Here is a 23,889-nt window from a genome sequence, read left to right on the forward strand (position 1 = left end):
CACTGTCGAAAACGGTGGATCGCAAATTGTGGTCGGTCGGGCCTCGGCGGATGGTTTCAAGAAACGTCTGTTCGGAAGCTCGACACAAAACCTGGTCATGCATGCCGATGTTCCGGTCACGGTCGTGAACTGAGGGGAGGGATTGAGATGAAAACGCTAAAACAACTAAGCCTTCCTGCAATCGTCGCAATGTTCGCGGCGAGCGCTGCCACGGCTCAAGAAGCGCCGGGTATTGATGAAAAGATCAATCAGGCGTTTGCTGATTTTACCGGACCGTTCGTCAGCTTCATTTTTGCACCATTTCCGGGAACCGGGTTCCCGTGGATCGTAGGGTGGCTGGTGATTGCGGCAACAGTATTCACGCTGTATTTCGCCTTTGTTCAGCTACGCTTCTTTGGCCATGCGATCAGCTTGGTAAAGGGCGACTATTCTGATCCCAACGATGCGGGCGAGGTCAGCCACTTTCAGGCATTGGCAACGGCGCTGTCCGGTACTGTTGGCCTTGGTAACATCGCCGGGGTGGCGGTGGCCGTGGGCATCGGCGGGCCGGGAGCGACCTTCTGGATGATCGTCGCGGGCCTGTTGGGCATGGCGTCGAAGTTCACTGAATGTACGCTTGGCGTGAAATACCGGAATGAATACGAAGACGGTACCGTTTCAGGTGGCCCGATGTACTACATGTCCAAAGGGTTTAACGAGTTGGGTCTGCCGGGCGGAAAGATACTGGCCGTACTGTTCTCGATCTTCTGTATCCTTGGCGCGCTGGGCGGGGGCAATATGTTCCAAGCCAATCAGGCGCATCAGCAGATCGCAGGTATCTTCGGACAATACCCTGGCTGGATTACTGGTGTTGTCTTTGCAGGCATCGTTTTCGCGGTGATCGTCGGCGGTCTGAAATCCATTGCTCGGGTGACTGAAAAAGTCGTTCCGTTCATGGGTATCATGTACGTTCTGGCTGCCATCGTAATCATTGCGATGCACGCAGACCAGATCGGCTGGGCTTTCGGCCAGATCTTTGCAGGCGCTTTCACCGGACTGGGTGTTGCGGGCGGCATGGTCGGTGCACTGATCCAGGGTTTCCGCCGGGCCGCCTTCTCGAACGAAGCAGGCGTGGGTTCCGCAGCCATTGCACACTCGGCCGTTCGGACCAAAGAGCCGATCACCGAGGGTTTTGTTTCCCTGTTGGAGCCGTTCATCGACACAGTTGTGATCTGTACAATGACTGCGCTGGTGATCATCATCACGCAGCAGTTGATCGTCGATCCGGAAACCGGCCTTTACATGCTGACCGAGGATGGCAGCGGGATCGCCACCGTAGACGGCAATTCCGGCGTCAGCCTGACATCGGCGGCCTTTGGCAGTGCCTTTAGCTGGTTCCCGTATGTCCTCGCGATTGCGGTGGTGTTGTTTGCCTTTTCGACCATGATCAGCTGGTCCTATTATGGCCTCAAAGCCTGGACCTATCTGTTTGGTGAAGGCCACACCAAAGAACTGGTGTTCAAGATCATCTTCTGCATTTTTGTGGTGATCGGTGCAGCGGCCAATCTGGGGCCGGTCATTGACTTCTCGGATGCAGCAATCTTTGCGATGGCGGTTGTGAACGTCTTTGCGCTCTACTTCCTGATGAAAGTGGTGCGTCAGGAGTTGGCTTCCTACGCGTCGCGGCTTAAGAGCGGAGAAATCCGTAAGTTTGCGGACTAAAACGACTTCACCGGGGCGGTCTTGCTGCCCCGGTGACTGACCGGCGCCTGAAAAGCGCAAAAACTGGTCGAAAACCCCTTGCCAGTATGACCGAACTTGCGTAAACGGCGCTTCTGATCGCGTGACCGGCCGAGATGGCATGCCGAGTCGCGTTTGGAACCGAACCCCGAAAGGAGACGGAAATGCCTAAGATGAAGACAAAGTCGAGCGCCAAGAAGCGCTTCAAGGTGACTGCGACCGGTAAGGTCATGGCAGGCCAGGCCGGTAAACGGCACGGCATGATCAAGCGGACCAAGAAGTTCATCCGCGACGCCCGTGGCACCACCACCCTGTCCGCCCCCGACGCCAAGATCGTCAAGGGCTACATGCCCTACGACCGCTAAGAGGAGATTAAGAGATGTCCCGCGTTAAAGGTGGAACCGTAACTCACGCCCGTCACAAGAAGGTTATCAAGGCCGCCAAAGGTTACTATGGCCGCCGCAAGAGCACCTTCAAGGTTGCCCGTCAGGCCGTCGACAAGGCCAACCAGTATGCAACCCGCGACCGTAAGAACCGCAAGCGCAACTTCCGCGCGCTGTGGATCCAGCGTATCAACGCGGCTGTCCGTTCGCATGACGAAGCACTGACATATTCCCGCTTCATCAACGGCCTGAACCTGGCCGGTATCGAAGTGGACCGTAAAGTTCTGGCCGACCTGGCTGTGCACGAACCGGAAGCGTTCGGCGCGATCGTCGCCAAAGCTCAGGCCGCTCTGGCTGCCTGATCCTCTATTCAGAGAGACAGTGAATGAAGGGCCGCTCCGAAAGGAGCGGCCCTTTTCATTTCGATTGGTGCACTGTTCTTGGAGCGAGAAAAGCGAAGCGGGCTAATGCTACTGGGGACCAGAGGTCTGATAGTCCCGGCTCCACCCATCTTCGTACTCCCCCAGCACTCTGGAAAGATTCAGAAGTGAAGCAAAGAAACGGGCATAGACATCCCGTGACAACAAAGGCTTGTTGTCGTCCAGCAACTGTACAAATTTGACGACATCCGAGGCGATTGCTTCATAGACTTGCTTGTCCGCGGGCGTCGGGTCCAGGGTCCAGATATTATGTTCATCATAGTATCTGGCTGGCTGTGGTTCGTCATCGTTCATCAAGTGGTTCCTTCAGTTTGAAACACACTTGGGAGCGAAGAAAACACAGGCAATATCTGTGGCTTGAAGTCACAAGTAATTGGCGGGAGTAACAAAGTTTTTCTGATCAAAGCCGGTCAAATTATTAATTTTTGCCGTCCTTCTTCACCAGTTGCGCCGCAAAAGCCACGCCCGTTCCCGGACCGGCGTAAGTCACCATGATAACATCATCCAGATAGACTCCGTTGAAAATTCCGGACGATACGTCATCTCCGGATATCCCTGCTTCTGCTAGGACAAAGCGGGTAGGGTCGTCCAGACTAAACGTGCCCATCGCCTCTTCGACGATCCACTCGGTATCGCCAATCCGACGCCATCGGTTCGTGGCGGTGATCAGGTTGCCATCCAGCTTGGTGATCTCCAGCTCCATCTCGGTTTTCAGCAGGCCTTTTTCGTGGTTCGGGTTGGATTTGGCGAAGGCGACCAGATAGGTGCCATGCCAGGTGCCTACGATCTGCGGAAAGCCGCTGCCTTCGTCGGCGTTGGATGGGGTGGCGACCGCAAGAATGACCAAAGCGGCGAGGCTTCGGATGAAGTTTAGTACCATTGGACAATTCTCCTGCATTGCGATGAGGTGGAGGCAGGGTACTCGAGTTGGTTCTTTTGACAAACCCGTGTGAGCAAACACAAAAAAACCGGCGCGGTGGGCGCGCCGGTTTCGAGGTTTCCGCCTGATGGTGTGAGTGGTGGCGGAGGTAATGTACGCGCGTCAGCCGAATACACGCCCCAGTGCGCCATCAACCGCGTCAGTGATCTGGTCGATGTCGTCTGCGGTTGCAATCAGCGCAGGCGAGAAGCACAGCGTGTTGTTGCGGCTGGGGATCGAGCGGTTGGTAGCCCCGATGATGACGCCCTGCGCCATACAGTCCGCCACAACCGCCTGAACGCGTTTCTCGTCCATCGGATCTTTGGTGGCCCGGTCGGTAACCAGTTCAGCGCCCAGGAACAGGCCCTTGCCGCGTACGTCGCCGATCACCTTGTGCTTTTCCATCAGCGCCTGCAGGTTGCCCATCATGCGGTCACCCATGTCGGTGCAGTTCTGCAGCAGGTTTTCGTCTTCGATGATGCGCATGTTCTCGATCGCAGCAGCCGGACCGGCGGTACAGCCACCAAAGGTTGAGATGTCACGGAAGTAGTTCAGCGGATCCGAGGCGTCGTCCTTGAACATGTCAAAGACTTCTTCGGTTGTGACCATCACAGCGATCGCTGCATAGCCTGAGGCAACGCCTTTGGCCATGGTCACGAAGTCCGGCTTGATGCCGTACTGCTGATAGCCGAACCAGGTGCCGGTACGACCCACGCCGCAGACAACCTCGTCAATGTGCAGCAGGACGTCGTACTTCTTGCAGATTTCCTGCACGCGTTCCCAATACCCTTCGGGCGCTTCGATAACGCCACCGCCTGCAGTCACTGGCTCGAGGCACAGCGCGCCAACGGTTTCGGGACCCTCGCGCAGGATTACCTCTTCGATTGCATCTGCAGATGCCTTGCCGAACGCCTCACCAGACAGGTCTTCCATGCCCAGTTCATGCTTGCGGTACTCCATGCAGTGCGGAACGCGAATGAAGTCAGGGGCAAACGGGCCGTACTGCGCAGTACGCTCGTCCTGACCACCTGCCGACATGGTCGCCAGGGTCGAGCCATGATAGTCGCGGTCGCGATACAGGATCTTGGTTTTCTTGCCGCCATAGCGCTTGTGCGCGATTTGGCGAACCATCTTGAACACCTTCTCGTTCGCCTCAGAGCCCGAGTTGGTGTAATAGACCCGGCTCATGCCCGGCATTTTGTCGATGAGCTTTTCAGCAAAGATCGAACCGGGGATCGAACCCGCGGTATTCGCGAAGTAGCACAGCTTCATCAGCTGGTCGTAGACGGCCTTGCAGATGGATTCGCGGCCATAGCCTACGTTTACCGTCCACACGCCGCCAGAGACCGCATCCAGATGCTCTTTGCCTTTCTGGTCCCAGACACGCATGCCTTTGCCTTCGACAATGATACGGGGATCATTGGTTTCAAAAGGCTTATGCTGGATCAGGTGATGCCAGATATGGGCGCGGTCGGCTTCGACCACACGGGAAAGATCGTTTTCGTTGAACGTGCCGTCCATGACATGTCCTTTCAAGAGTGAGGCAGCGCGCGGGAATCAAGTAGCCCGGTCAGCGCGAATTAACGTGATGCTGCAGATCAGCGCGAATGGCCGATGCGAAGTAGGGCCAGATTCGCTGATAGGTTATCTCCAGTATTTCTACCAGTTCGTATTTTTACGGGTTTGTATTGGTAGATGCTTTGTGCTCAATACGCCAATCCGACGATTTTGGGAGGAATGGCGGATGACATCCGACAGCATCTATCAGCGCCATCTGGACAAGACCCCGGCGAACTTTACGCCGTTGTCACCGCTTAGCTATCTTGAACGAACGGCCGCCGTTTATCCGGATTACCCATCCGTGGTTTATGGTACGCGCCGCTATACATGGTCGCAGACCTATGACCGATGCCGCCGTCTGGCGAGTGCGTTGATTTCACGCGGAGTCGGGCAGGGCGATACTGTATCGATCATCGCCGCCAATGTTCCCGAGATGTATGAGGCCCATTTTGGTGTACCGATGGCCGGAGCAGTCCTGAACGCGATCAACACGCGATTGGATGCCCCAATCATCGCCTTCATTCTGAACCACGCTGAGGCAAAGGTCCTTTTTGTTGATCCTGAGTTTTCATCGGTGGTCAAAGAGGCTCTGACACAGGTCGAGCGGCCTGATCTGCTGGTGATCGATATCGAAGATCCCAGTTTTGACGGGGGCGAGCGGCTTGGGGACCTGACCTACGAAGCGTTGTTGGCGGAAGGTGATCCTGAATTCGATTGGTCATTGCCGCAGGATGAGTGGGACGCAATCACGCTCAACTATACGTCCGGAACGACGGGTAATCCCAAGGGTGTGGTTTACCATCATCGCGGTGCAGCACTGAATGCGACGTCGAACATACTGACCTGGGGCATGCCACAGCATTCGGTTTACCTGTGGACGCTGCCAATGTTCCACTGCAATGGCTGGTGTTTTCCATGGACCATGGCTGCGAATGCCGGTGTGTCAGTTTGTCTGAGGGCTGTACGGGACGAGCCGATCTATCAGGCCTTCCGCGAAGAGCGTGTCACTCATTTCTGCGGAGCACCCATTGTTCTGAACATGCTGGCCAATGCGCCTGATCACCTCAAGGACTTTGATCACCAGATCAAGGTAATGACTGCTGGCGCACCACCGCCAGCCGCTGTGATCGAAGCGATGGAAGGCATGGGGGTTGAAGTGACCCATGTCTATGGTCTGACCGAAACCTACGGACCGTCGGTCGTTTGCGCATGGAAAGACGAATGGAACGATAAAGGTGCCGAGGATCGCGCAGCTTTGAAGGTTCGTCAGGGCGTAAAGTACGTCGCTTTGTCTGGTCTGATGGTTGCCGACCCAGACACGATGGAACCTGTCCCCGCGGATGGCGAGACGATGGGTGAGATCTTCATGCAGGGCAACATCGTCATGAAAGGATATCTCAAGAACCCTGATGCCACTGACAAGGCGTTCAACGGTGGCTGGTTTGCTTCGGGCGATCTGGGTGTGATGCATCCCGATGGCTATATCGCACTGAAGGACCGGTCGAAGGACATCATCATTTCAGGGGGTGAGAATATCTCGTCCGTCGAAGTTGAAGGTATCCTGTACAAGCACCCATCAGTGATGGAGGCTGCGGTCGTCGCACGTCCGGACGACAAATGGGGTGAAACACCCTGCGCTTTTGTCGAACTGAAGCCAGGGGCCGAAGTGACGGATGCCGAGCTGATCGCATTTTGCCGGGACAACATGGCCCACTTCAAGGCACCCAAAACTGTGATCTTCGGGGCGCTGCCCAAGACCTCGACAGGCAAGATACAGAAGTTCGTACTACGTGATCAGGCGCGCGCGCTGACCTAGGCGTCGAGCCTGTCAAAGATCGAAAGGTCAAGATCCAGCATCTCGCCCATCCAGATGGCCCGATCCCGGTGATCCTCAAGGTGTTCACCGGTTTCTGGATGGGTGAATACAGTCAGTCCCTTTCGGTTCAGCATGAGCCAGGGAATGATTTTGTCGAATGCATCTGCGGCAAAACCCAGCTGGCAACTCCAGCGTGGATGTGGACCGACATTGCGTGCATGCATTCTGCCCAGCTGAACGGGAAACAGGCGCGCGGCCTCTTCGCAAACCTGCTGCGCTGCGTATTGCGTTTCAGCGTCGAAATAGACATGCGCGTGATAACCTGTGATCTCTGGCATCGTGACCTCTTTTGTCTGTTTCGACGAAATTAGGGTCAGCCAGAGATGAATTGTACCCGTGTTTGCACACAGATTCTGTGCGTCGAACTATGAAGGCGCGTTCGCGTTGGGATGCGCTGCCCCAAATGCAGGGTGTTCAGTACAGGCCGCTTCAACGCCAAGAATGCGGGGCATGTCGGACAAGTCCACCTCCCAGCGTCGGGCGTTGTAGATCTGCGGCATAAGGCAGATGTCCGCCAATCCGGGATTCGAACCTGCGCAATAAGGGGCTTGGTCAAACTCCCCCAGCATGGCCTCGAACGCCTGAAGACCGGGTCGGATGAAGTTACGCATCCAGTCGCCCGGCATACCCTCGGCACCGCCACTGAGTGCGGTCGCGTATTTGGCAACTGACAGATTGCAAACCGGATGAATATCCACGGCAATGGCGTGTGCTAGCGCCTGAACTCCTGCTCTTGGACCGGGTTCTGCCGGGAGAAGTTGTAATCCGCGCGTCTGATCCAGATAGTCAAGTATTGCCAGCGATTGCGTCAGGCGCAGACCATCTATCTCAAGCACCGGGACGAAGCCCTGAGGGTTGCGCGTGAGATGAGCCGCCCCCTTTTGTTCGCCTTTGACGAGGTCCACGACAACCGAGCGATAAGCGATGCCTGCCAGATTCAGCGCGATACGCACACGGTAGCTGGCCGATGACCGCCAATAATCATAGAGGACGACATCGCTCATCCCAATCTCCTTATTCGTCCGCCAGCGTGGCAGCTCTGATTGCCTGAGTCAGAACAGACCGGTCGCCGATGTGATTGGCCAAAACCAGTACAAGGCGCGCGTTCAGGGCGTCGCTGTCGGTTTTTTCCAGCCCCTCATGCGCGGCCAGTAGATCGGCGTAGAAATCATCAGCGTCATCGATGTTCGGGGTGAGGATCAGATCACTCATTGCGCTTACTCCTTACCGCTGGCCCGGCGGATGGCATGCCGGAATGCGTTGTCTTCATAATTGTCGCGCCGCGCGGCGACATGTTGATCCGGACGGATCAGGTAGACAGCACTGGTCGCATCACCAAGGTAACGGCGTTTGAGTTCCAGTGTTGGATCGTCTTTGACGGACAAGGCCAGTCGGGTGACTTCGATACCGTCTTCCTCGATCACATCAGGGGCGTCAGCGTCGATTGTGAGCAGAGTGAATTTACCAGCCAGCTTCGGCAGCAGGAATTCATCCCCCAGTGGCGCATCGGGGCAGGGTGAGCCGGGTCGGGTGCGCGCAGGCCCATCCAGTGCATCTGCTGAGTTTAGCGGCGACCCGTCATAGGTGCAGGGAACACTCAGACGACCCGAATTCACCAGCGGGCGGGCAAATTCGTGATGCTCACTCAGATCCAGCACCGCATCCCGCAGGATGCGCGACATCTGGGATTTCGGCGTAATGAAATCGGTGGACCGGGTTGAATTGAGGATGTTCTCATCCGCGCCATGAACACGCTCGACATCGTAGCTGTCGAGGAGCGTTTCAGGCGCTTTGCCATCAATCACAAGCTTTAGCTTCCAGCACAGGTTGTCAGTATCCTGCATTCCGGAATTGGCCCCGCGGGCACCAAACGGGCTGACCTGATGCGCGCTGTCGCCCGCAAAGATCACCCTGTTGTGGCGGAATCTCTCCATTCGACGACACTGGAAGGTGTAGATCGACACCCATTCCAGTTCAAACTGGACATCTTCGCCCAACATCGCCTTGAGGCGTGGGATCACGTTTTCGGGCCGCTTTTCCCGCTCTTTGTCGATATCCCATCCCAGTTGCAGGTCGATGCGCCACACACCATCGGGCTGTTTGTGTAGCAGCGCAGATTGTCCCTTGTTGAAGGGCGGATCGAACCAGAACCAGCGCTCGGTCGGAAAGTCGGCATCCATGATCACATCGGCGATCAGGAAATTGTCCTCGAATACGCGCCCGACAAAGTCGAGACCCAGCATCCGACGCGTCGGCGATCCTGCACCGTCGCAGGCAATCAGCCAGTCTGCCTCGACAGTGTAGGAACCTTCAGGGGTCTCGACCTCCAGCTTGACGTGATCGTCATGGGTTCCGATCGCTTCGACCTTGTTGCGGCCACGAATCTCGATGGGCGCGCCTTGTTCCTGCAGTTCGCGGACTCGGTCCACCATGAACTGTTCAAAATAGTATTGCTGAAGGTTGATAAAGGCGGGATTGGCATGCCCTTCCTCGGGCAACAGGTTGAATTCATAGACCTGTCGCTCGTCGAAGAAGACCTTGCCAACGTTCCATTGGACACCCTTGTCGACCATTGGGCGGCCGCCGCCCAACCGATCAGCGATTTCGAGCGTGCGCTTGGCAAAGCAAATGGCACGGCTGCCAAAGCTGACCTTGTCATTGTCATCCAGAACCACGACCTCGATACCTTGCTGGGCCAGATCGATTGCGGCGGCCAGGCCGATCGGTCCTGCTCCAATCACGATAACCTTGTGACGAACCGGAGCCGGAGCGTCCTGATCCGGACTGCGTGTGTAGGCGTAGAGTGGAACTTCAAAAATCTTGTTCATGGGCTCTCCCCCAATGCTCGTGCGCTTGTGGCACACAAATCTGGTGCTCTGGCAAAGGATTGCCGGAGGTCATGACGAATGGTCTCATCGATTCTTGTCGGGCGACACGATCTGGATCAAAGCCGCCCGCATTTCCTTAACCCTGCAGAGCTTCCCACATCTCCAGATCGCGCTGGGCGGTCCAGATACGGGGCGTGTCGATGCCACGAGCCTCGTCGTATGCTCGGGCTACGTTGAATGGCAGGCAGTGTTCGTAAATCGCATATTCAGCAAATTTCGGGTCACATTCGGCCCGCACCGCATCCCATGCTTCTTTCAGAGAACCGCCACGTGCCGCTACTTTCGCCGCCGGGCGATAGGTGCTTTCGACAAAGTCGCGTGTGTTTTCGATGGCTGCATTGACCATGTCCTTGCCAACAAGCGCATCGCCCCGGCCCGGCGCGATGGCATCGACGTCGAACCATTTGATCTCGTCCAGCGTGTCACCCCAGTCACTGAAGTGACCGTCACCGCAATAGCAGGCCGAGTGATACTCAACGATGTCACCGGTGAACATGACGTTCTGATCGGGCACGTGGATGACAATGTCTCCAGCGGTGTGGGCGCGGCCCAAATGCATCAGATCGACCCGGCGGTTGCCCAGATAGACGGTCATCGTGTCGCTGAACGTGGTGGTGGGCCATGTCAGGCCCGGGATGCTTTCATGCCCTTCGAACAGGCGCGGGAAACGCTGGAATTCGCTGTCCCAGTCTTCCTTGCCGCGTTCAACGACCATGGCGCGGGCCATGTCCGACATCAGGATCTGCTGCGCGCCAAAAGCACTGGCGCCCAGTACACGGACCGCGTGGTAGTGTGTCAGCGCGACATGGGTGATCGGTTTGTCGGTGACCGAGCGCACGCATTCGATAACCTTGTTGGCCAGACGCGGGGTCGCCTGCGCCTCAACAATCATCACACTGTCATCGCCGATGATAACGCCCGAGTTCGGATCGCCCTCGGCAGTGAAGGCATACAGGCCTTCACCGACTTCGGTGAATGAGATTTTCTTTTCCGACATGTCCCCCTGGGACGCGAAAGCTTTTGCCATGATGGTTTCCTTATCGTGCGTAGGGGTTTTCAAGGGCAGGTAGGACGGTTCCGACACAGTCACCAAAGCCGATGGTGTAGCCATCCCCTTTGGCAGCACCTTTCAGGGTCAGTGTGTCACCATCTTCGATGAAATTGCGGGTCTCACCGGTGTCCAGCGTCAGCGGTTCCTTTCCGCCCCAGCTAAGCTCCAGCAATGAGCCGCGTTCAGGCTTGGTTGCGCCCGAGATCGTTCCTGAGCCCAGCAAGTCGCCGACATTCATCGGGCAGCCCGATGTCGAGTGGTGTGCCAGCTGCTGAGCGGCAGAGTAGTACATCTCTTTGTAGTTGGTTTCTGCGATGGTGGTTTCCGCTTTGCCCTCTGGTGCCATCGTGACTTGAAGGTCGATGTCATAAAGCATCGGGCCGCAGTCTTTCAGATGGTCCAGCAATTCGAACTCGCGCTCGGGCGTGTCGCATCGGAATGGCTCCAGCGCGGCTTTGGTCACGATCCATGGGCTGATCGATGTTGCAGTGGCCTTTGCCTGGAACGGGCCCAGCGGCTGGTACTCCCACGCCTGAATGTCCCGGGCAGACCAGTCGTTAAGCAGGACATAGCCAAAGATGTGATCATCCGCTTCCTGCACTGAAATTGGGCCTTCGGACGGGGTGCCGACAATCGCACCCATTTCCAGTTCGATGTCGAACCGGCGGCAGGGCAGGAATGCAGGTTTGTCGTGGTCGGGGGATTTCAATTGCCCCCACGGGCGGCGCACATCTGTGCCTGAAACGACGACCGACGAGGCGCGACCGTTGTAACCGATCGGGATGTGCAGCCAATTCGGAGGCAGCGCATTTTCCGGACCACGGAACATCGTTCCAACGTTGAAGGCATGGTTCCGACCGGCATAGAAATCCGTGTATTCGCTTACAGCGAAAGGCATATGCATATCGGCATCTGCTTGGGCTACCAGCAGGGGCTCTACCTTGTCTTGTTCTTCTGACCCATCCGCGAGCAGGGCAATCAGACGCTCACGCAGTGCGGCCCACACAGCGGGGCCTTCTTCCATCAATGGGTTCCAAAATGGCAGGTCGAAGAGCGGTTCATCAGTCAGTTCGATGAGGCCTTCATCTTCGGCTGCGGTCACGTCCAGGATCATATCACCGATGGCGACACCGCAGTGCGGATCCGATCCATCTGTCGAGAAAACACCGTATGGCAGATTGTTCAACGGAAACGGGTGATTTGCGTCATTGGCCGAAGCCACCCAGGATTTCATCAAAGACATATGTAGTCCTTCTATTTTCGCGGGAACCAACCCGCGGTAACGTGTCTAGGAAGCCGAACGAAGAGATTTGAACCCCAGCAACAGAGCGGCGACAATCATGAAGCTGCCACCAATCCGATCCAACCATAGTCTGGCTGACCCCGTTAACCGATTGGCTAACCAGCTAGCACTGCCGCCGTAGGCCACGAGGAACAAGCCGTCGATGGTTAGGTAGGTTGCAGAGAGAACCGTAAACTGCATCCAGAACGGTTGCAGCGCATCTATGAACAGCGGAAACAAAGCTGCGAAGAATACAACCGCTTTTGGGTTTGCCGCTGAGGTGATGAAGCCTTGCAGCCAAAGAGCTTTGCGACTGCTCAGGTGGGCCGCTTGTGAGGCCTTGCTCTCAGCTTTCAAAATCATGCGCAGGCCCAGGAACACGAGATACGCTACGCCCAGCCACTTAATTACTGCCAGTGCCGTGCCAGATGCGGCGATGAGAGCGGCAAGGCCGAGGCCCGCCGCCAGCATCTGCAGTAAATTCGCTGTCAAATCGCCCGCTGCCGTGAACAATCCGCGTCCCAATCCATTTGCGGCTGAATTTGACAACATCAGCAACTGGCTGGGCCCCGGAGTGCTCATCAACAGCAATACAGTAGCAACGTAGGTGATCCAGGTATCGAGGGTCATTTTGGGGCGCTACTTCCTTCCGGGGGTCCCATCGAACTTTTTGTCGATATCGGTCCAGCAATCGATGTAGTCATCCTGCAATGGCGCTTCATTCGCCGCAAACGCGGTCAGATGCTGCGGGAAGCGTGTTTCGAACATGAACGACATGGTGTTGTCGAGTTTATCCGGACCCAGATTAGAATTGGAGGCTTTTTCAAAGGCTTCCTTATCCGGTCCATGCGGAATCATCATGTTGTGCAGGCTCATGCCACCCGGGACAAAGCCCTGCGGTTTGGCATCGTACTGCCCATAAATGTTGCCCATCAGTTCCGACATAATGTTCTTGTGATACCAGGGTGGGCGGAATGTATCTTCCATCACCATCCAGCGTTCACGGAACAGAACAAAGTCGATATTGGCGGTGCCGGGTTGACCCGAAGGAGCGGTCAGGACGGTAAAGATAGACGGATCCGGGTGATCAAACAGGATCGCACCGACCGGGCAATAGGTACGCAGATCATACTTATAGGGCGCGTAATTACCGTGCCACGCAACCACATCCAGAGGGCTGTGCCCGATTTTCGTCGTATGGAACTGGCCACACCACTTAATCGTCACCGTAGAAGGCACCTCTCGGTCCTCAAACGCTGCGACTGGGGCCTTGAAATCGCGCGGGTTGGCCATGCAGTTGGCCCCGATCGGTCCGCGACCGGGCAGCTCGAATTTTTGACCATAGTTTTCGCAAACAAAGCCACGGGCCGGGCCTTCCAACACCTCGACACGGTATAGCAATCCGCGCGGGATGATGGCGATTTCTTTGGGTTCCAGATCTATGATGCCCAGTTCGGTGGCAAAGCGCAGGCGACCTTCCTGTGGCACGACCAACAACTCGGAGTCAGCTGAGAAGAAGTAATCATCCACCATCGATTCCGTTACCAGGTAGATGTGGGTCGCCATGCCGACCTGAGTGTTAACGTCACCGGCCGTGGTCATCGTGCGCATGCCTGTCAGCCAGTTCAGGCCTTCGTCAGAATGCGGGACCGCATCCCATCGATACTGGCCAAGGCTGATGACATCCGGATCAACGCAAGGCGCTGATTTCCAATATGGAAGATCAATTTTTTCGTAGCGATGTGAATGTTTTACCGATGGGCGGATGCGATAGCACCAGGTCCGCTCCGGCGGATTTGCGGTAAAGGCTGTGCCACTCAGTTGCTCGCCATACAGGCCATAATTGCACTTCTGAGGGCTGTTCATGCCTTGGGGCAAAGCGTCGGGTAGAGCTTCGGTTTCAAAATCGTTGCCAAAGCCGGGCATGTATCCGGCATGCGTGCCAACAGGAGTGCTGGCCTGGGTCATCTGATGCGGGTCGGTCGGACGATTCATCGTGTGTTCCTCCGTTTACTGCTTGTCGGATAATAGTTGATTTTGTAACTAACAAGCATGACACATCATGAAAATGACGAAAAAGATGAGTTTGATCTGCGGAATTTCCTGCCATTCCTGCTGAATCAGGCCGCCGAAGAGAGCGCGTTGGAGTTTCAGCGCGTCTATAAGAATCGCTACGGACTGCTGCGCACCGAATGGCGCGTCCTGTTCCATCTGGGCAATTATGGTGAGCTGACAGCCAAGGACATTGGCCTTCAGGCAAAAACGCATAAAACCAAGATCAGCCGGGCCGTCCATAAACTAGAGCAACGCCGTTATCTCAAGCGTGAGCGGGATGAGAGGGACCGCAGAGTCGAGCGCTTGACGCTAACACCCGCCGGGCAAACCGTGTATCGTGAATTGCGTAGTTTCGCTGAGGAATATGACGCCAGACTGACTGCAAAGTTCACCATGGGCGAGGCTGCACTGCTGAGAATGATGTTACGTCGTCTCGCAGGTATGGAGTGACCACTGGTAATCGCGAGGTGGTGTTCCCAGATAAGCACTGGGACAGACACAGGAAAAAGAAATGACAACGACGGAGACCCCTGCCGCGAATGCGAATGATCTGATTGAATGGCTGGTCACGCGCGGGTTGGAAGGGGCCGAGCAAGAAGAGCTTTTGGACGGGTACTGCAATCGGCTGGTCGAAATGGGCATCCCTCTGATGAGGTTTCATGCGGCACAATCGACACTCCATCCCGTCTATGGCGGAACTGGTTACAGCTGGTACCAGGATCGCGGTGGTGAGTATGCGACTTTCGAATATACGGAAGAACCTAGTGAGGTTTGGCGTAACAGCCCTCTATTCGCAATTTTGAACGAGGATCTGGATGATCTGCGCGAACGGCTTGTGGATCAGAACGAGCCCAGCCGGTATCCATTGTTGAACGAGCTGCGCGAGATCGGCGCGACTGACTACTATGCAACCGGAGTTTCTTATGGAGCTTCCGGACACATTCCTGCAAACGGCACTCAGAAAACCGGTGATGGGGTTCTGATGTCCTGGACCAGCAACGCCCCTGATGGATTTCAGGAACGCGACATTTCCCTTATACACGAGGCTCTGCCGCATCTTGGACTGGCTCTGAAATCTGCGAAAAACGATAAGTTGGCTCGCGATCTGCTGCGCGTTTATCTGGGACGCGACGCTGGTAAGCGCGTCCTTTCGGGTGAAATACGGCGCGGTTCGCTTCAGCAGATAGATGCGGTTATCTGGAACTTTGATCTTGAAGGGTTCACCAGCCTCTCCGAGGAGATGCCGGGAAACGAGATCATCAAGATGCTGAATGATTATCTCGACGTTGCGGTGTCTGTTGTGCACGAATGCGATGGCAGCATTCTCAAGTTCATGGGTGATGGTCTGATGGCCATGTTTGACGTTGGTGAGATTGATGCTGACGCCCGCGCAGCCCTGCGCGCGGTTGCTGTATTGCAGCAGCGTATGGCTGATCTGAACAAGAGACGCGAAGCAGAAGGGTTGCCGACTGCGAACTTCACGCTGGCTTTGCATGCAGGTGAGATTCTGTATGGGAATATCGGATCTGAGAACCGATTGGACTTTACGGTCATCGGTCCCACAGTGAATCAAGCTGCACGCATCGCGGAAATGCACCGGTCACTTGGGCAGCGCATTCTGATTTCTGACGATGTAGCGCGTGCAGCGCAGCCTTGTGCGCAAAACCTGATCTCAGTCGGTCGCTACATGTTGCGCGGCGTACCTGAGCCCAAAGAGCTGTTTACGATATACCGGCCTGCGGCTTAGAAATCGACTTCCACGCCCGGCAGGTTCAGTTCGCGCATCATGTCGCGTAGTTCCTGCCGCGCAGCGATGTTTGAGATATTCAGCTGTTTGACCCCGATATCCTTGAGGTCCAGCAGAGTAAGCCCGCGAGGGAACAACTCACGGAAAATCACACGTTCCGAAAAACCCGAGGCGACACGGAAGCCAATCCTCTGCGAGAGCATCTCAATCGCGCGCTGCATCTTTTCCTTGTTGACCATACGCTGCGTACCGACACGGTTGCGTACCACCACCCAGTCAATCGGTTTTAGGCCGGCCTGTGCCCGCAACTGGCGCGCGTTCCAGACCATCTCGGAATAGACCGAAGGGCCAAGAATCTTTTCACCCTTTGAATCGATCCGGGCCAGAAGGTCGAAATCGATGAAGCTGTCGTTCAGCGGCGTAATTAGCGTATCGGCGAGAGAATGTGCTACCTGGCTGAGGCGTGTGTGAGAGCCCGGACAGTCTATCAGGATGAAGTCACTGTCGCTTTCAAGCTCGGCAACAGCTGCAGACAGGCGGTGATCATAGATGTTCTCGCCCGGTTTCAACGTGCTGGCGTCAATCTCGGGAAGATCGTGATGCCGAGGACTGGGCAGGGGGGCCTCTGCGCCATTCAGGAAATTGACGCGGTTCTCGAAATACCGTCCAAGGCTGCGTTGCCGCAGGTCTAGATCCAGTGTGCTGACCTTATGGCCTAACCGGGCAAGTGCCGTTGCCACATGCATCGATACGGTCGATTTGCCTGCGCCACCTTTTTCGTTCCCGACGACAATGATATGTGCCATGCTTGTATTCCCAAGTCTCGCCGTGTTTGTCTACACGTTGTTGTTGGCCACTATATGTTGTGGCGGCGCCGAAGGGAAGAACCCCAGACGGTTCTGTGGCTCAATATCAGTCTCTAATTTGGAAAATCTCGCAATGATCGTGGCTTGCACCCCACGCTTGCCAAAGGCCTTGGCCTGATTCACTGTCAGGATTGGGGTTTCGGCGGGGAGGACCGGGATTGGATCACCTGTTTCTGAACGTGTTGAACGTGGTTCTTCCGGTGCTGATTTGCGCAGGAGTCGGTTATAGCCTGGCCCTGCTTAAAGCACCCTTTGACAACAAAGTTGTGGGTGGCATCGTATCCAGGGTCGGGTATCCAACGCTTATCATCTCGCATCTGTCCGCGACCAAGCTCGAAATCAGTACCTTCCTCGATATGATGGCGGCGGCAGCACTGGCTATTGCAGCCTTTGGGGTACTGGGGTTTGCGACCCTCAAGATACTGCGGCTACCGGTTCGCGCCTTTCTGACGCCGTTGATGCACGGTAATGTGGGGAATATCGGTCTGCCCATTACGTTACTGGCGCTGGGCGATACCGGTATGGCCTATACTATGGCCTTTGTTGTGGTGGTGTTAATCAGCATTTTCACTGTTGGAATGTGGATACCGGCTGGAGAGTTTTCGCCCAAAAAGCTCGTCACCTCCCCGATTATCTATTCCGTGATCATCGCGCTGGGCCTTATGTCCACGGGGTACAGTCTGCCGCAGCCGGTGCTGAAGTCCTTTGATATACTGGGTGGCTTGTCGATCCCCCTGATGCTTCTGACACTGGGTCACACATTGGCCACGTTGCGGATCAAAGGTCTTGGTGTAGCGATGCTGCTGACGGCTTTGCATCTGGTTATGGCGGTCGCGATCGCCAGTACGTTGGTCTGGATTTTCGGGTTTACGGGTGCCGAGCGGGGTGCGCTGATCCTGTGCTGTTTGATGCCATCCTCGGTGGCAACCTATCTGTTCATTGACCAGCATGTACCGGAATACGGGCCGGACGTGGCCGGGTTCATTTTGGTATCGACCATAGCAACCATTGTGACTCTGCCATTGGCGTTATCCTACTGGATCTGAGGGCTTTGCGAGACCTGAGGAAGTGCTACTCCAGTCGACCTGTCAATCCGCCAAACGTTAGGTAGGAAGCTGTTTTGTATAAACAAAATATTAATGTGTATTTTCCCTAAGCTTGACCGCAAGTCTGACGTGTGACTAGAATTCAGGATCGTATCCAGGTTGCGTGGAGACGAATGTAGTGAGTTTTGAACGTGAAGTTTATGCCGCATCACGCCGTTTTGCGCGGTCCGATGACCGTCGTGCGTGGTGGGAGTTGATAGTTAGTCTCACACTTTATGCCGGTGCGATGGTAGCCGGGTTGTCGAGTATTGGAAATTGGTGGCTGATGGTGCCAGCTGTGGTTGTCGCAGCTGCTATGGGGCTGCGGATCTACATGATCCAGCACGATTGCCTGCACAGGTCCTTCTTCACCTCTCGAAATCTGAATGATCGGGTGGGGACACTGTTGTCGCCAATCGCGATGACGCCTTATCGCGCCACGCGCTATATTCATGGACAGCACCACACGTATGTGAGCGACCTCGAAAGGCGCGATACATTCGAGATATTCACTATGACACTGACAGAGTGGAAATCCGCGCCTGCCTGGAAGCGACTTCAGTATCGCATCTATCGAAGTCCGGTCCTGCTGATTCTGATCGGTCCGTTTGTGCTGTATGGCGTCTTGCGACGCATGCCCCTCTACGGGTTCAAAACCGGAGTAGGTGATCTGATCCTGCACAACCTGTTGCTTGGTGGCTATCTGGTGCTCATCTGGTGGCTCTCAGGATGGGGCGGCATAGCGTTCTGGGCCGCGTCCTTCTATTTGGCAAGCGTCTTCGGTGCATTGATCCCCTATGTTGTCCACAATTTTGAGGAAATCTACTGGGGTAGACGCCCTGAGTTGACGTTCAAAACGGCGGCTCTTGAAGGGAGCGCGGTCTTGGACTGGGGCAGGTTGTTTGATTGGGTGACCATGAATATCGGTTATCATGACCTGCATCACCTGAACGCCAAGATTCCAGGCTACAAGCTCGGCACTGCTCACGCTGAGCTTGAGGCTGAGGGGCTGCTGCATTCCCGGAAGATCGGTTTCTGGCAAGGCCTCGGCTGTCTGCGATGGAAACTCTACGACGAAGAGAACGGGCGCATGGTTCCCTTTCCTCTGTACCAGCGCCGAGGCCGTGTCACTGCTGCAGAATGAGGGGGCGTCTGCTTTTGGCGATGACCTTTCTGTTCGCGGCGTGCGGCGACAGCGGACCTGTTTACCCAATTCAGAGCGAGCTCTATGATTGGGTGAAATCTCCGGAGGCGATACATCCGGAATCCGATCAATCGCCCGTCATCTCTGATCCGGTTATTACGTTTCGCCTGAAGCGAGGCGAGAGGCAGTCGGCTCTAAGAGCTGGCGAGGATTGGCGGACTGGTCAGATCAGACTCTTCGGTTTTGACGTGCGGGTTGTGGGCAACATGTTGCCTTCGGAGGTCGTCGACGTATCGCAACTTTATCGGGTCGGGAGTCCTTCAACCAAGATCATTTCGGTGCAGCTTGATGCGAAACGAGGCGTAACCGTGTTTGGGCGCACGTGTATTGCCGCGAAAGACCTGGGCGCATGGCACAGGGTCGAGATGCGAATCCGGCTGCGCAACGATGACTTTGGGTATCTGGAGGTTTTCTGTGACCGAAAGCCAGTTTGGGCCAGAACAAACATCCGAACTACTTTCCCTCCGGTATGTCGCATCCGCGAAGGATGTAATTTGGCAGTGCCCGAGCCGCAGAGGTATGAGTGGCTGGTCGGTGTCATGGCAGATCACGGCGTGTCCAAACCTTTCACCCTGCAGATGCAGAGGTTGCATCACAGGCTGCTGATTTATACGCCAAATCGTGCTGGGAATTTGTGACACCTAGCCCACGGACTTGATCACCACTGCATGACGTTGGTTTTCACAAAAAAGGCCGTCCTTTCGGGACGGCCTTTTCTGGGAACAATCAGGTTGGGGTTTAGAAGCCCAGACCTTCGTATTTCTTCTTGAACTTCGACACGCGGCCGCCGGCGTCCATCAGGCGCGACGAACCACCGGTCCACGCAGGGTGCGAGGAGGGGTCGATTTCCAGAGCCAGCTGATCGCCTTCGGCGCCCCAGGTGGATTTCATCTGTACTACGGAGCCATCGGTCATTTTGACGTTGATGAAGTGATAATCGGGATGGATGTCTTTTTTCATCTTTCCGCTCCTTACGCCTCGGCGCCAGCCTTGGGCTTGTAGTTGGTGACTTCTGCGATACGCGCGGACTTACCACGGCGAGAGCGCAGATAGTACAGTTTGGCGCGACGAACGCGGCCACGGCGGACAACGGTGATGCTGTCGATGTTGGTCGAATGCAGCGGGAACACACGCTCCACGCCTTCGCCAAACGAAATCTTGCGAACGGTGAACGAACCGGCGATGCCGTCGCCGTTTTTGCGCGCAATGCAGACACCTTCGTAGTTCTGCACACGGGTGCGCGAGCCTTCGGTCACTTTAAAGCCGACACGGATGGTGTCACCGGCTTTGAAATCGGGGATGTCTTTCCCCAGGGCGGCAATCTGTTCCGCCTCAAGCTGTGCGATCAGGTCCATCGCAGTTACTCCTATCTGCTCGTGGTTGGTCCACGAAGTTAAGCACGGCCTGAGAGCTCTTGGTCTTCACCGGGTCCTGCGTACAGCCCGCCAGAGGTCAGATCGAATGTTCCTTATGTCTGGTTCGTCTTGCCGCGCCGTGGCCGAAGAAAGCCGGGCGTCACGACATGATGCAAACCAAAACACCGGAGTCGCATGTCGCGACACCGGATTGCGCTGCTTTAAGAGCTTTGGGGTCAGTGATCAAGCCCTTTGACGCATGTTTTCTCAAGATAGCTGACTCTTTTGACGGTGGGTTTTCGCCGCCCGCACAAATGCACCGTTGCCTTGATGCGTGGATTTGGCATTCTGTGGTCAATAATACGAGCAGAAATTTGAGACAGGAACAGTGATGCGCATTGCAATCTTGCTGGCACTCATGGGTGCTGTGCTTATGTCATGCGGCCGGCGTGGCCCGCAGCCTCAGGCCATAGAGCTTACACCGACTGCCGATGCCAGAGCGCCCGCTGTAATCTATCCCAAATTCGGTGATGCTGATCCTCATGAGTGGGAGGGCCGCCATCCCGGGCACTACCCTATCCACGGCCTTGATGTTTCGCGCTGGCAGGGTCCGATCGACTGGCATACCGCAAAAGCGTCGGGTGTCAGTTTCGCGTTTTTGAAAGCGACTGAAGGTGGTGATTTTGCGGATCCTTTGTTTGAGGATCATCGCAAGGGTGCGCAGGCGGCGAATGTACCCTGGGGCGCATATCACTACTATTATTTCTGCCGCCCGGCTGCAGAGCAGGCCCGTTGGTTTATTGAAAACGTACCCAAGGGCGCGGACCTGCCGCATGTGCTTGATATGGAATGGACCCCACATTCCAAAACCTGCACTTTGCGCCCTGATGGCAAGACCATCCGCTCCGAGGCGCAGAAATTCCTGAACATTCTGGAACGGCACTACGGTCGCAGGCCCATTGTCTACACCACCGTGGATTTCTACGAGGACACCGATATCGGGCGCTTGCCAAAAACCGACTTCTGGCTCCGATCGGTGGCCGGGCATCCGCGACAGGTTTACCCGAATGCGATCTGGCGTTTCTGGCAGTATACCGGGACCGGGCTCGTGCCCGGCGTGCAGGGCAAGGTGGATATCAATACCTTCAACGGCACGCCGGAGACATGGGCCCTTTGGAAGGTCGGCAACTACTACTGATGCAGTTAGCTGCCGTAGGTCTCGATGGTGCCACCACCAATCAGATGGCCCAGTCGGCGTTCGCGCTCGTCGCCAAAGGAATTGTTTAGCCAGAACACTTCACCATCGGCCAGTTCGCGGCGTTTGAAACCACGCTCGGCCAGACAACGATGTACCTGATCGATTTCTCCCTGCGCTCGAAGACTATCCTCAGCCGGGATCGTCACTAGGGGGCCTATCACTACGCCAGCTATGAGAATGCTGGTCATGTAGCCACCGACGACGGCAGCATTTCCACCTTCCGGCGACTCACCAATACACGACTCCATAGCAGAGCGCGCTGAGTGCAGGTTATGGCCATCCTGCGTAGGGATATAACGCTCAAGTGGTTTTGTGGTGCAGGCCGAAGCGGCCAGCAGCGACAGAATTAGTAACTTTTTCATTAAGCAGCCCGAATCGATTTATTCTGCAATTGCTTTTTTCAGCATCTTTATGCGTGAGTATATTGAGACTAAAACAACCGCAAATCGCAATTTGTCAAAACTCAACCCTGCGTCCTGTGCGCCACAGTCGGGATATCAATCGGAGTTTTCGTCGTGTGATTTCAGGTAGCTATCCCATACGTCGGGCCGTCTTTCACGCGTGATGTTTTCTGCCATTTTATGGCGCCACTCAGCAATGCGGCCGTGATGGCCGGACATCAGCACCTCGGGAATCGGTCGACCTTTCCATTCCGCAGGGCGCGTGTATTGAGGATGCTCCAGCAGCCCCGATGAAAAGCTCTCTTCTTCGGTCGAAGCCTGATTTCCTAGAACTCCGGGGATCAATCTAACGGTAGCATCTATCAGCGCCTGCGCCGCAATCTCACCGCCGGTCATGACAAAATCGCCCAGCGATACTTCTTGAACGCCGTAATGTTCCAACACTCGTTCATCGACGCCTTCAAACCGTCCACATAACAGTGTCATACCATCACACCGCGCCAGATTTTGCATCATGCGCTGATCCATTCGCCGTCCACGTGGGCTGAGATAGATCAGGGGCCAGTTGCCTCGGATACCTGCCATCGTGTGCTCGATTGCTTCGCCAAGAACATCGGCACGCAAAACCATACCCGCACCGCCGCCTGCAGGCGTGTCATCCACGTTGCGGTGCTTGCCGACACCAAACTGTCTCAGATCAGTGGTTTCCAGCTGCCACAGTCCTTCCTGCAGCGCTTTGCCCGTCAGGCTTTCGCCGAGCACGCCCGGAAACGCCGACGGAAACAGCGTAATTATCTTTGCCTTCCATACACCATGAAGATCCGGCGTTGGTGTCATCAGCTCGCGCGGTTTCAGGGTCGGCCGGATAGCCTTGCGGCCATGGGATTTGCTGGGTTTGTCAGTCATGTCGTGGCAGTCAGGCTATTTTGAGCGGATTGGATGAGACCTGCTTTCTGTCTGACAAGCTCCGTATCGTCCAGTCCGGAACGATTTAGTTGTAACATCTGGGCAAGGGTGTTTTCAGGCAGGCGCGGATTGGCGCGGGTTGGGCCAATCAGTTGGGACGCCTTACTGAGACGCAGGCCCAGAAATTCCGCGAACGGGCTGCCGGGGCCGTACTCTCTGTCCACCATTTCTTCAAGCCATTGGGTTTGAACATCGATCGATGGCAACCGCTCCTGAATGGCTTCAGCAGCGGTCCGAAGTGAAGGCAGCGCGTCAAGATGCGATCGGTAGGTTTCGAAGTCCTGAACCAGGCGCAAGCGTTGCAGGTCGTGTGCCCAGAGGCTATAAAGCCAGCTGCCTCGCTGCCTCAGGGACAGATAGATAGTAATATCGAGTTCTTCGCCTGCGAACCGATTACGAATTGTGTCAACCAAGCAGGCGGCAAGATCGGGTGCGGCTTCATAGCCAACCGCGACGTTGCGGCTGGGGCGCAGGCCCGAGAAGTTTTCTTCGCTTAGAATAAGACCGCGTTTGGTGCCAAAGTTTGTGGCCTCAAGGAAGTCGCGCATCTGGTTGCCGAAATCGGCCAAGGTGCGTGCAGTACCATACAGAGAATGCCGGGTTGCGGCATCGGCCAGACCAGTTTTTCTGGTTTTGTATGGCAAGACCAATGCGTAGTGAGGCCAGATCAACTCGCGATTTTCGAAGAGGAACGATTGCGCGGCCGTGACGCCGGTTTTGTGTAGGCCTAAATGCAGGAAAACCCGCCGCATCAAAACAAACCATCGGGCGGATCGGCGACAACACGGCCACGCTCCAGATCAACGGTGGGAACGTTCGCCAGCGTAAACGGCA

General features: G+C 55.8%; 27 protein-coding genes. 10 read left to right on the forward strand and 17 right to left on the reverse strand.

The window, feature by feature from the left end; all coding sequences use genetic code 11:
- The 4 genes from E1297_RS42515 to rplT all read left to right on the forward strand — a co-directional run.
- A partial coding sequence (locus E1297_RS42515; protein ID WP_196223548.1) for a universal stress protein occupies positions 1 to 133 on the forward strand: 133 nt, incomplete at its 5' end.
- A 14-nt stretch (positions 134 to 147) separates the two neighbouring features.
- Positions 148 to 1,701 (forward strand): sodium:alanine symporter family protein, encoded by a 1,554-nt coding sequence (locus tag E1297_RS42520; protein ID WP_155149120.1) that lies wholly within the window; start codon positions 148 to 150, stop codon positions 1,699 to 1,701.
- 182 nt (positions 1,702 to 1,883) lie between these two features.
- Positions 1,884 to 2,084, forward strand: coding sequence for a 50S ribosomal protein L35 (rpmI, locus tag E1297_RS42525; protein WP_005981143.1), 201 nt, complete (start codon positions 1,884 to 1,886; stop codon positions 2,082 to 2,084).
- Positions 2,085 to 2,098: 14 nt separating this feature from the next.
- On the forward strand, positions 2,099 to 2,464 hold the full coding sequence (gene rplT, locus E1297_RS42530) for a 50S ribosomal protein L20 (RefSeq protein ID WP_008756009.1): 366 nt from the start codon (positions 2,099 to 2,101) through the stop codon (positions 2,462 to 2,464).
- 108 nt (positions 2,465 to 2,572) lie between these two features.
- Here the strand turns inward: rplT and E1297_RS42535 are convergent, their stop codons facing one another.
- The 3 genes from E1297_RS42535 to E1297_RS42545 form a co-directional block, all read right to left on the reverse strand.
- Positions 2,573 to 2,836, reverse strand: a complete 264-nt coding sequence (locus E1297_RS42535) for a hypothetical protein (RefSeq protein ID WP_155149122.1) — start codon at positions 2,834 to 2,836, stop codon at positions 2,573 to 2,575.
- A 124-nt stretch (positions 2,837 to 2,960) separates the two neighbouring features.
- Positions 2,961 to 3,422, reverse strand: coding sequence for a hypothetical protein (locus E1297_RS42540; protein WP_155149124.1), 462 nt, complete (start codon positions 3,420 to 3,422; stop codon positions 2,961 to 2,963).
- A gap of 162 nt (positions 3,423 to 3,584) precedes the next feature.
- Positions 3,585 to 4,982 (reverse strand): aspartate aminotransferase family protein, encoded by a 1,398-nt coding sequence (locus E1297_RS42545; protein ID WP_155149125.1) that lies wholly within the window; start codon positions 4,980 to 4,982, stop codon positions 3,585 to 3,587.
- Positions 4,983 to 5,205: 223 nt separating this feature from the next.
- On the opposite strand from E1297_RS42545, the gene E1297_RS42550 reads away from it, so the two are divergent.
- Positions 5,206 to 6,837 (forward strand): acyl-CoA synthetase, encoded by a 1,632-nt coding sequence (locus tag E1297_RS42550; protein WP_155149127.1) that lies wholly within the window; start codon positions 5,206 to 5,208, stop codon positions 6,835 to 6,837.
- Here the strand turns inward: E1297_RS42550 and E1297_RS42555 are convergent.
- From E1297_RS42555 to hmgA, 8 genes are all read right to left on the reverse strand, one after another.
- The gene (locus tag E1297_RS42555) at positions 6,834 to 7,175 is read right to left on the reverse strand and encodes a DOPA 4,5-dioxygenase family protein (protein ID WP_155149129.1); all 342 of its coding nucleotides are present in this window, start codon (positions 7,173 to 7,175) and stop codon (positions 6,834 to 6,836) included. The two genes, E1297_RS42550 and E1297_RS42555, sit on opposite strands and share 4 nt — an antisense overlap.
- A gap of 87 nt (positions 7,176 to 7,262) precedes the next feature.
- Positions 7,263 to 7,901: a maleylacetoacetate isomerase gene (maiA, locus tag E1297_RS42560; protein WP_155149131.1), complete on the reverse strand. Its 639-nt coding sequence runs from the start codon at positions 7,899 to 7,901 to the stop codon at positions 7,263 to 7,265.
- A 10-nt stretch (positions 7,902 to 7,911) separates the two neighbouring features.
- Positions 7,912 to 8,109, reverse strand: a complete 198-nt coding sequence (locus tag E1297_RS42565; protein WP_155149133.1) for a DUF2783 domain-containing protein — start codon at positions 8,107 to 8,109, stop codon at positions 7,912 to 7,914.
- 5 nt (positions 8,110 to 8,114) lie between these two features.
- Entirely contained in the window at positions 8,115 to 9,725 is a 1,611-nt protein-coding gene (locus E1297_RS42570; protein ID WP_155149135.1) for an FAD-dependent oxidoreductase, read from the reverse strand.
- A gap of 136 nt (positions 9,726 to 9,861) precedes the next feature.
- Positions 9,862 to 10,812, reverse strand: coding sequence for an MBL fold metallo-hydrolase (locus E1297_RS42575; RefSeq protein ID WP_155149137.1), 951 nt, complete (start codon positions 10,810 to 10,812; stop codon positions 9,862 to 9,864).
- Between the two features lie 10 nt (positions 10,813 to 10,822).
- Entirely contained in the window at positions 10,823 to 12,079 is a 1,257-nt protein-coding gene (gene fahA / locus E1297_RS42580) for a fumarylacetoacetase (RefSeq protein ID WP_155149139.1), read from the reverse strand.
- 45 nt (positions 12,080 to 12,124) lie between these two features.
- Positions 12,125 to 12,748, reverse strand: a complete 624-nt coding sequence (locus E1297_RS42585; protein WP_155149141.1) for a LysE family translocator — start codon at positions 12,746 to 12,748, stop codon at positions 12,125 to 12,127.
- 9 nt (positions 12,749 to 12,757) lie between these two features.
- Complete coding sequence (gene hmgA, locus E1297_RS42590; protein ID WP_209016334.1) at positions 12,758 to 14,086, reverse strand: homogentisate 1,2-dioxygenase; 1,329 nt, start codon at positions 14,084 to 14,086, stop codon at positions 12,758 to 12,760.
- 84 nt (positions 14,087 to 14,170) lie between these two features.
- On the opposite strand from hmgA, the gene E1297_RS42595 reads away from it, so the two are divergent.
- Positions 14,171 to 14,623, forward strand: coding sequence for a MarR family winged helix-turn-helix transcriptional regulator (locus E1297_RS42595; protein WP_155149144.1), 453 nt, complete (start codon positions 14,171 to 14,173; stop codon positions 14,621 to 14,623).
- Between the two features lie 61 nt (positions 14,624 to 14,684).
- Entirely contained in the window at positions 14,685 to 15,920 is a 1,236-nt protein-coding gene (locus E1297_RS42600; RefSeq protein ID WP_155149146.1) for an adenylate/guanylate cyclase domain-containing protein, read from the forward strand.
- Here E1297_RS42600 and E1297_RS42605 read toward each other — a convergent pair.
- Positions 15,917 to 16,726: a division plane positioning ATPase MipZ gene (locus E1297_RS42605; RefSeq protein WP_155149148.1), complete on the reverse strand. Its 810-nt coding sequence runs from the start codon at positions 16,724 to 16,726 to the stop codon at positions 15,917 to 15,919. The genes E1297_RS42600 and E1297_RS42605 overlap by 4 nt on opposite strands.
- 218 nt (positions 16,727 to 16,944) lie before the next feature.
- Between E1297_RS42605 and E1297_RS42610 the strand changes: the two genes are divergently transcribed.
- Both E1297_RS42610 and E1297_RS42615 read left to right on the forward strand, forming a co-directional pair.
- Positions 16,945 to 17,832 carry an AEC family transporter gene (locus E1297_RS42610; RefSeq protein ID WP_155149150.1) on the forward strand — a complete coding sequence of 296 codons (888 nt, stop codon included), beginning with the start codon at positions 16,945 to 16,947 and terminating at the stop codon, positions 17,830 to 17,832.
- 178 nt (positions 17,833 to 18,010) lie between these two features.
- On the forward strand, positions 18,011 to 19,015 hold the full coding sequence (locus E1297_RS42615; protein ID WP_155149152.1) for a fatty acid desaturase: 1,005 nt from the start codon (positions 18,011 to 18,013) through the stop codon (positions 19,013 to 19,015).
- Between the two features lie 798 nt (positions 19,016 to 19,813).
- Here E1297_RS42615 and rpmE read toward each other — a convergent pair.
- The gene (rpmE, locus tag E1297_RS42620; RefSeq protein ID WP_155149154.1) at positions 19,814 to 20,035 is read right to left on the reverse strand and encodes a 50S ribosomal protein L31; all 222 of its coding nucleotides are present in this window, start codon (positions 20,033 to 20,035) and stop codon (positions 19,814 to 19,816) included.
- A gap of 11 nt (positions 20,036 to 20,046) precedes the next feature.
- Positions 20,047 to 20,430 carry a 50S ribosomal protein L19 gene (gene rplS / locus E1297_RS42625; RefSeq protein WP_155149156.1) on the reverse strand — a complete coding sequence of 128 codons (384 nt, stop codon included), beginning with the start codon at positions 20,428 to 20,430 and terminating at the stop codon, positions 20,047 to 20,049.
- A gap of 391 nt (positions 20,431 to 20,821) precedes the next feature.
- On the opposite strand from rplS, the gene E1297_RS42630 reads away from it, so the two are divergent.
- Positions 20,822 to 21,628 (forward strand): GH25 family lysozyme, encoded by an 807-nt coding sequence (locus E1297_RS42630; RefSeq protein ID WP_155149158.1) that lies wholly within the window; start codon positions 20,822 to 20,824, stop codon positions 21,626 to 21,628.
- A gap of 5 nt (positions 21,629 to 21,633) precedes the next feature.
- On the opposite strand, the gene E1297_RS42635 is transcribed toward E1297_RS42630, so the two are convergent.
- The 3 genes from E1297_RS42635 to E1297_RS42645 form a co-directional block, all read right to left on the reverse strand.
- Entirely contained in the window at positions 21,634 to 21,876 is a 243-nt protein-coding gene (locus E1297_RS42635) for a hypothetical protein (protein ID WP_155149160.1), read from the reverse strand.
- A gap of 309 nt (positions 21,877 to 22,185) precedes the next feature.
- A complete protein-coding gene (gene trmD, locus E1297_RS42640; RefSeq protein ID WP_209016335.1) occupies positions 22,186 to 22,926 on the reverse strand; it encodes a tRNA (guanosine(37)-N1)-methyltransferase TrmD in 741 nt (246 codons plus the stop codon).
- A gap of 65 nt (positions 22,927 to 22,991) precedes the next feature.
- A complete protein-coding gene (locus E1297_RS42645) occupies positions 22,992 to 23,624 on the reverse strand; it encodes a hypothetical protein (RefSeq protein ID WP_209016330.1) in 633 nt (210 codons plus the stop codon).
- Between the last annotated feature and the right edge of the window lie 265 nt (positions 23,625 to 23,889).

It is taken from the genome of Roseibium sp. RKSG952, assembly GCF_009711355.1.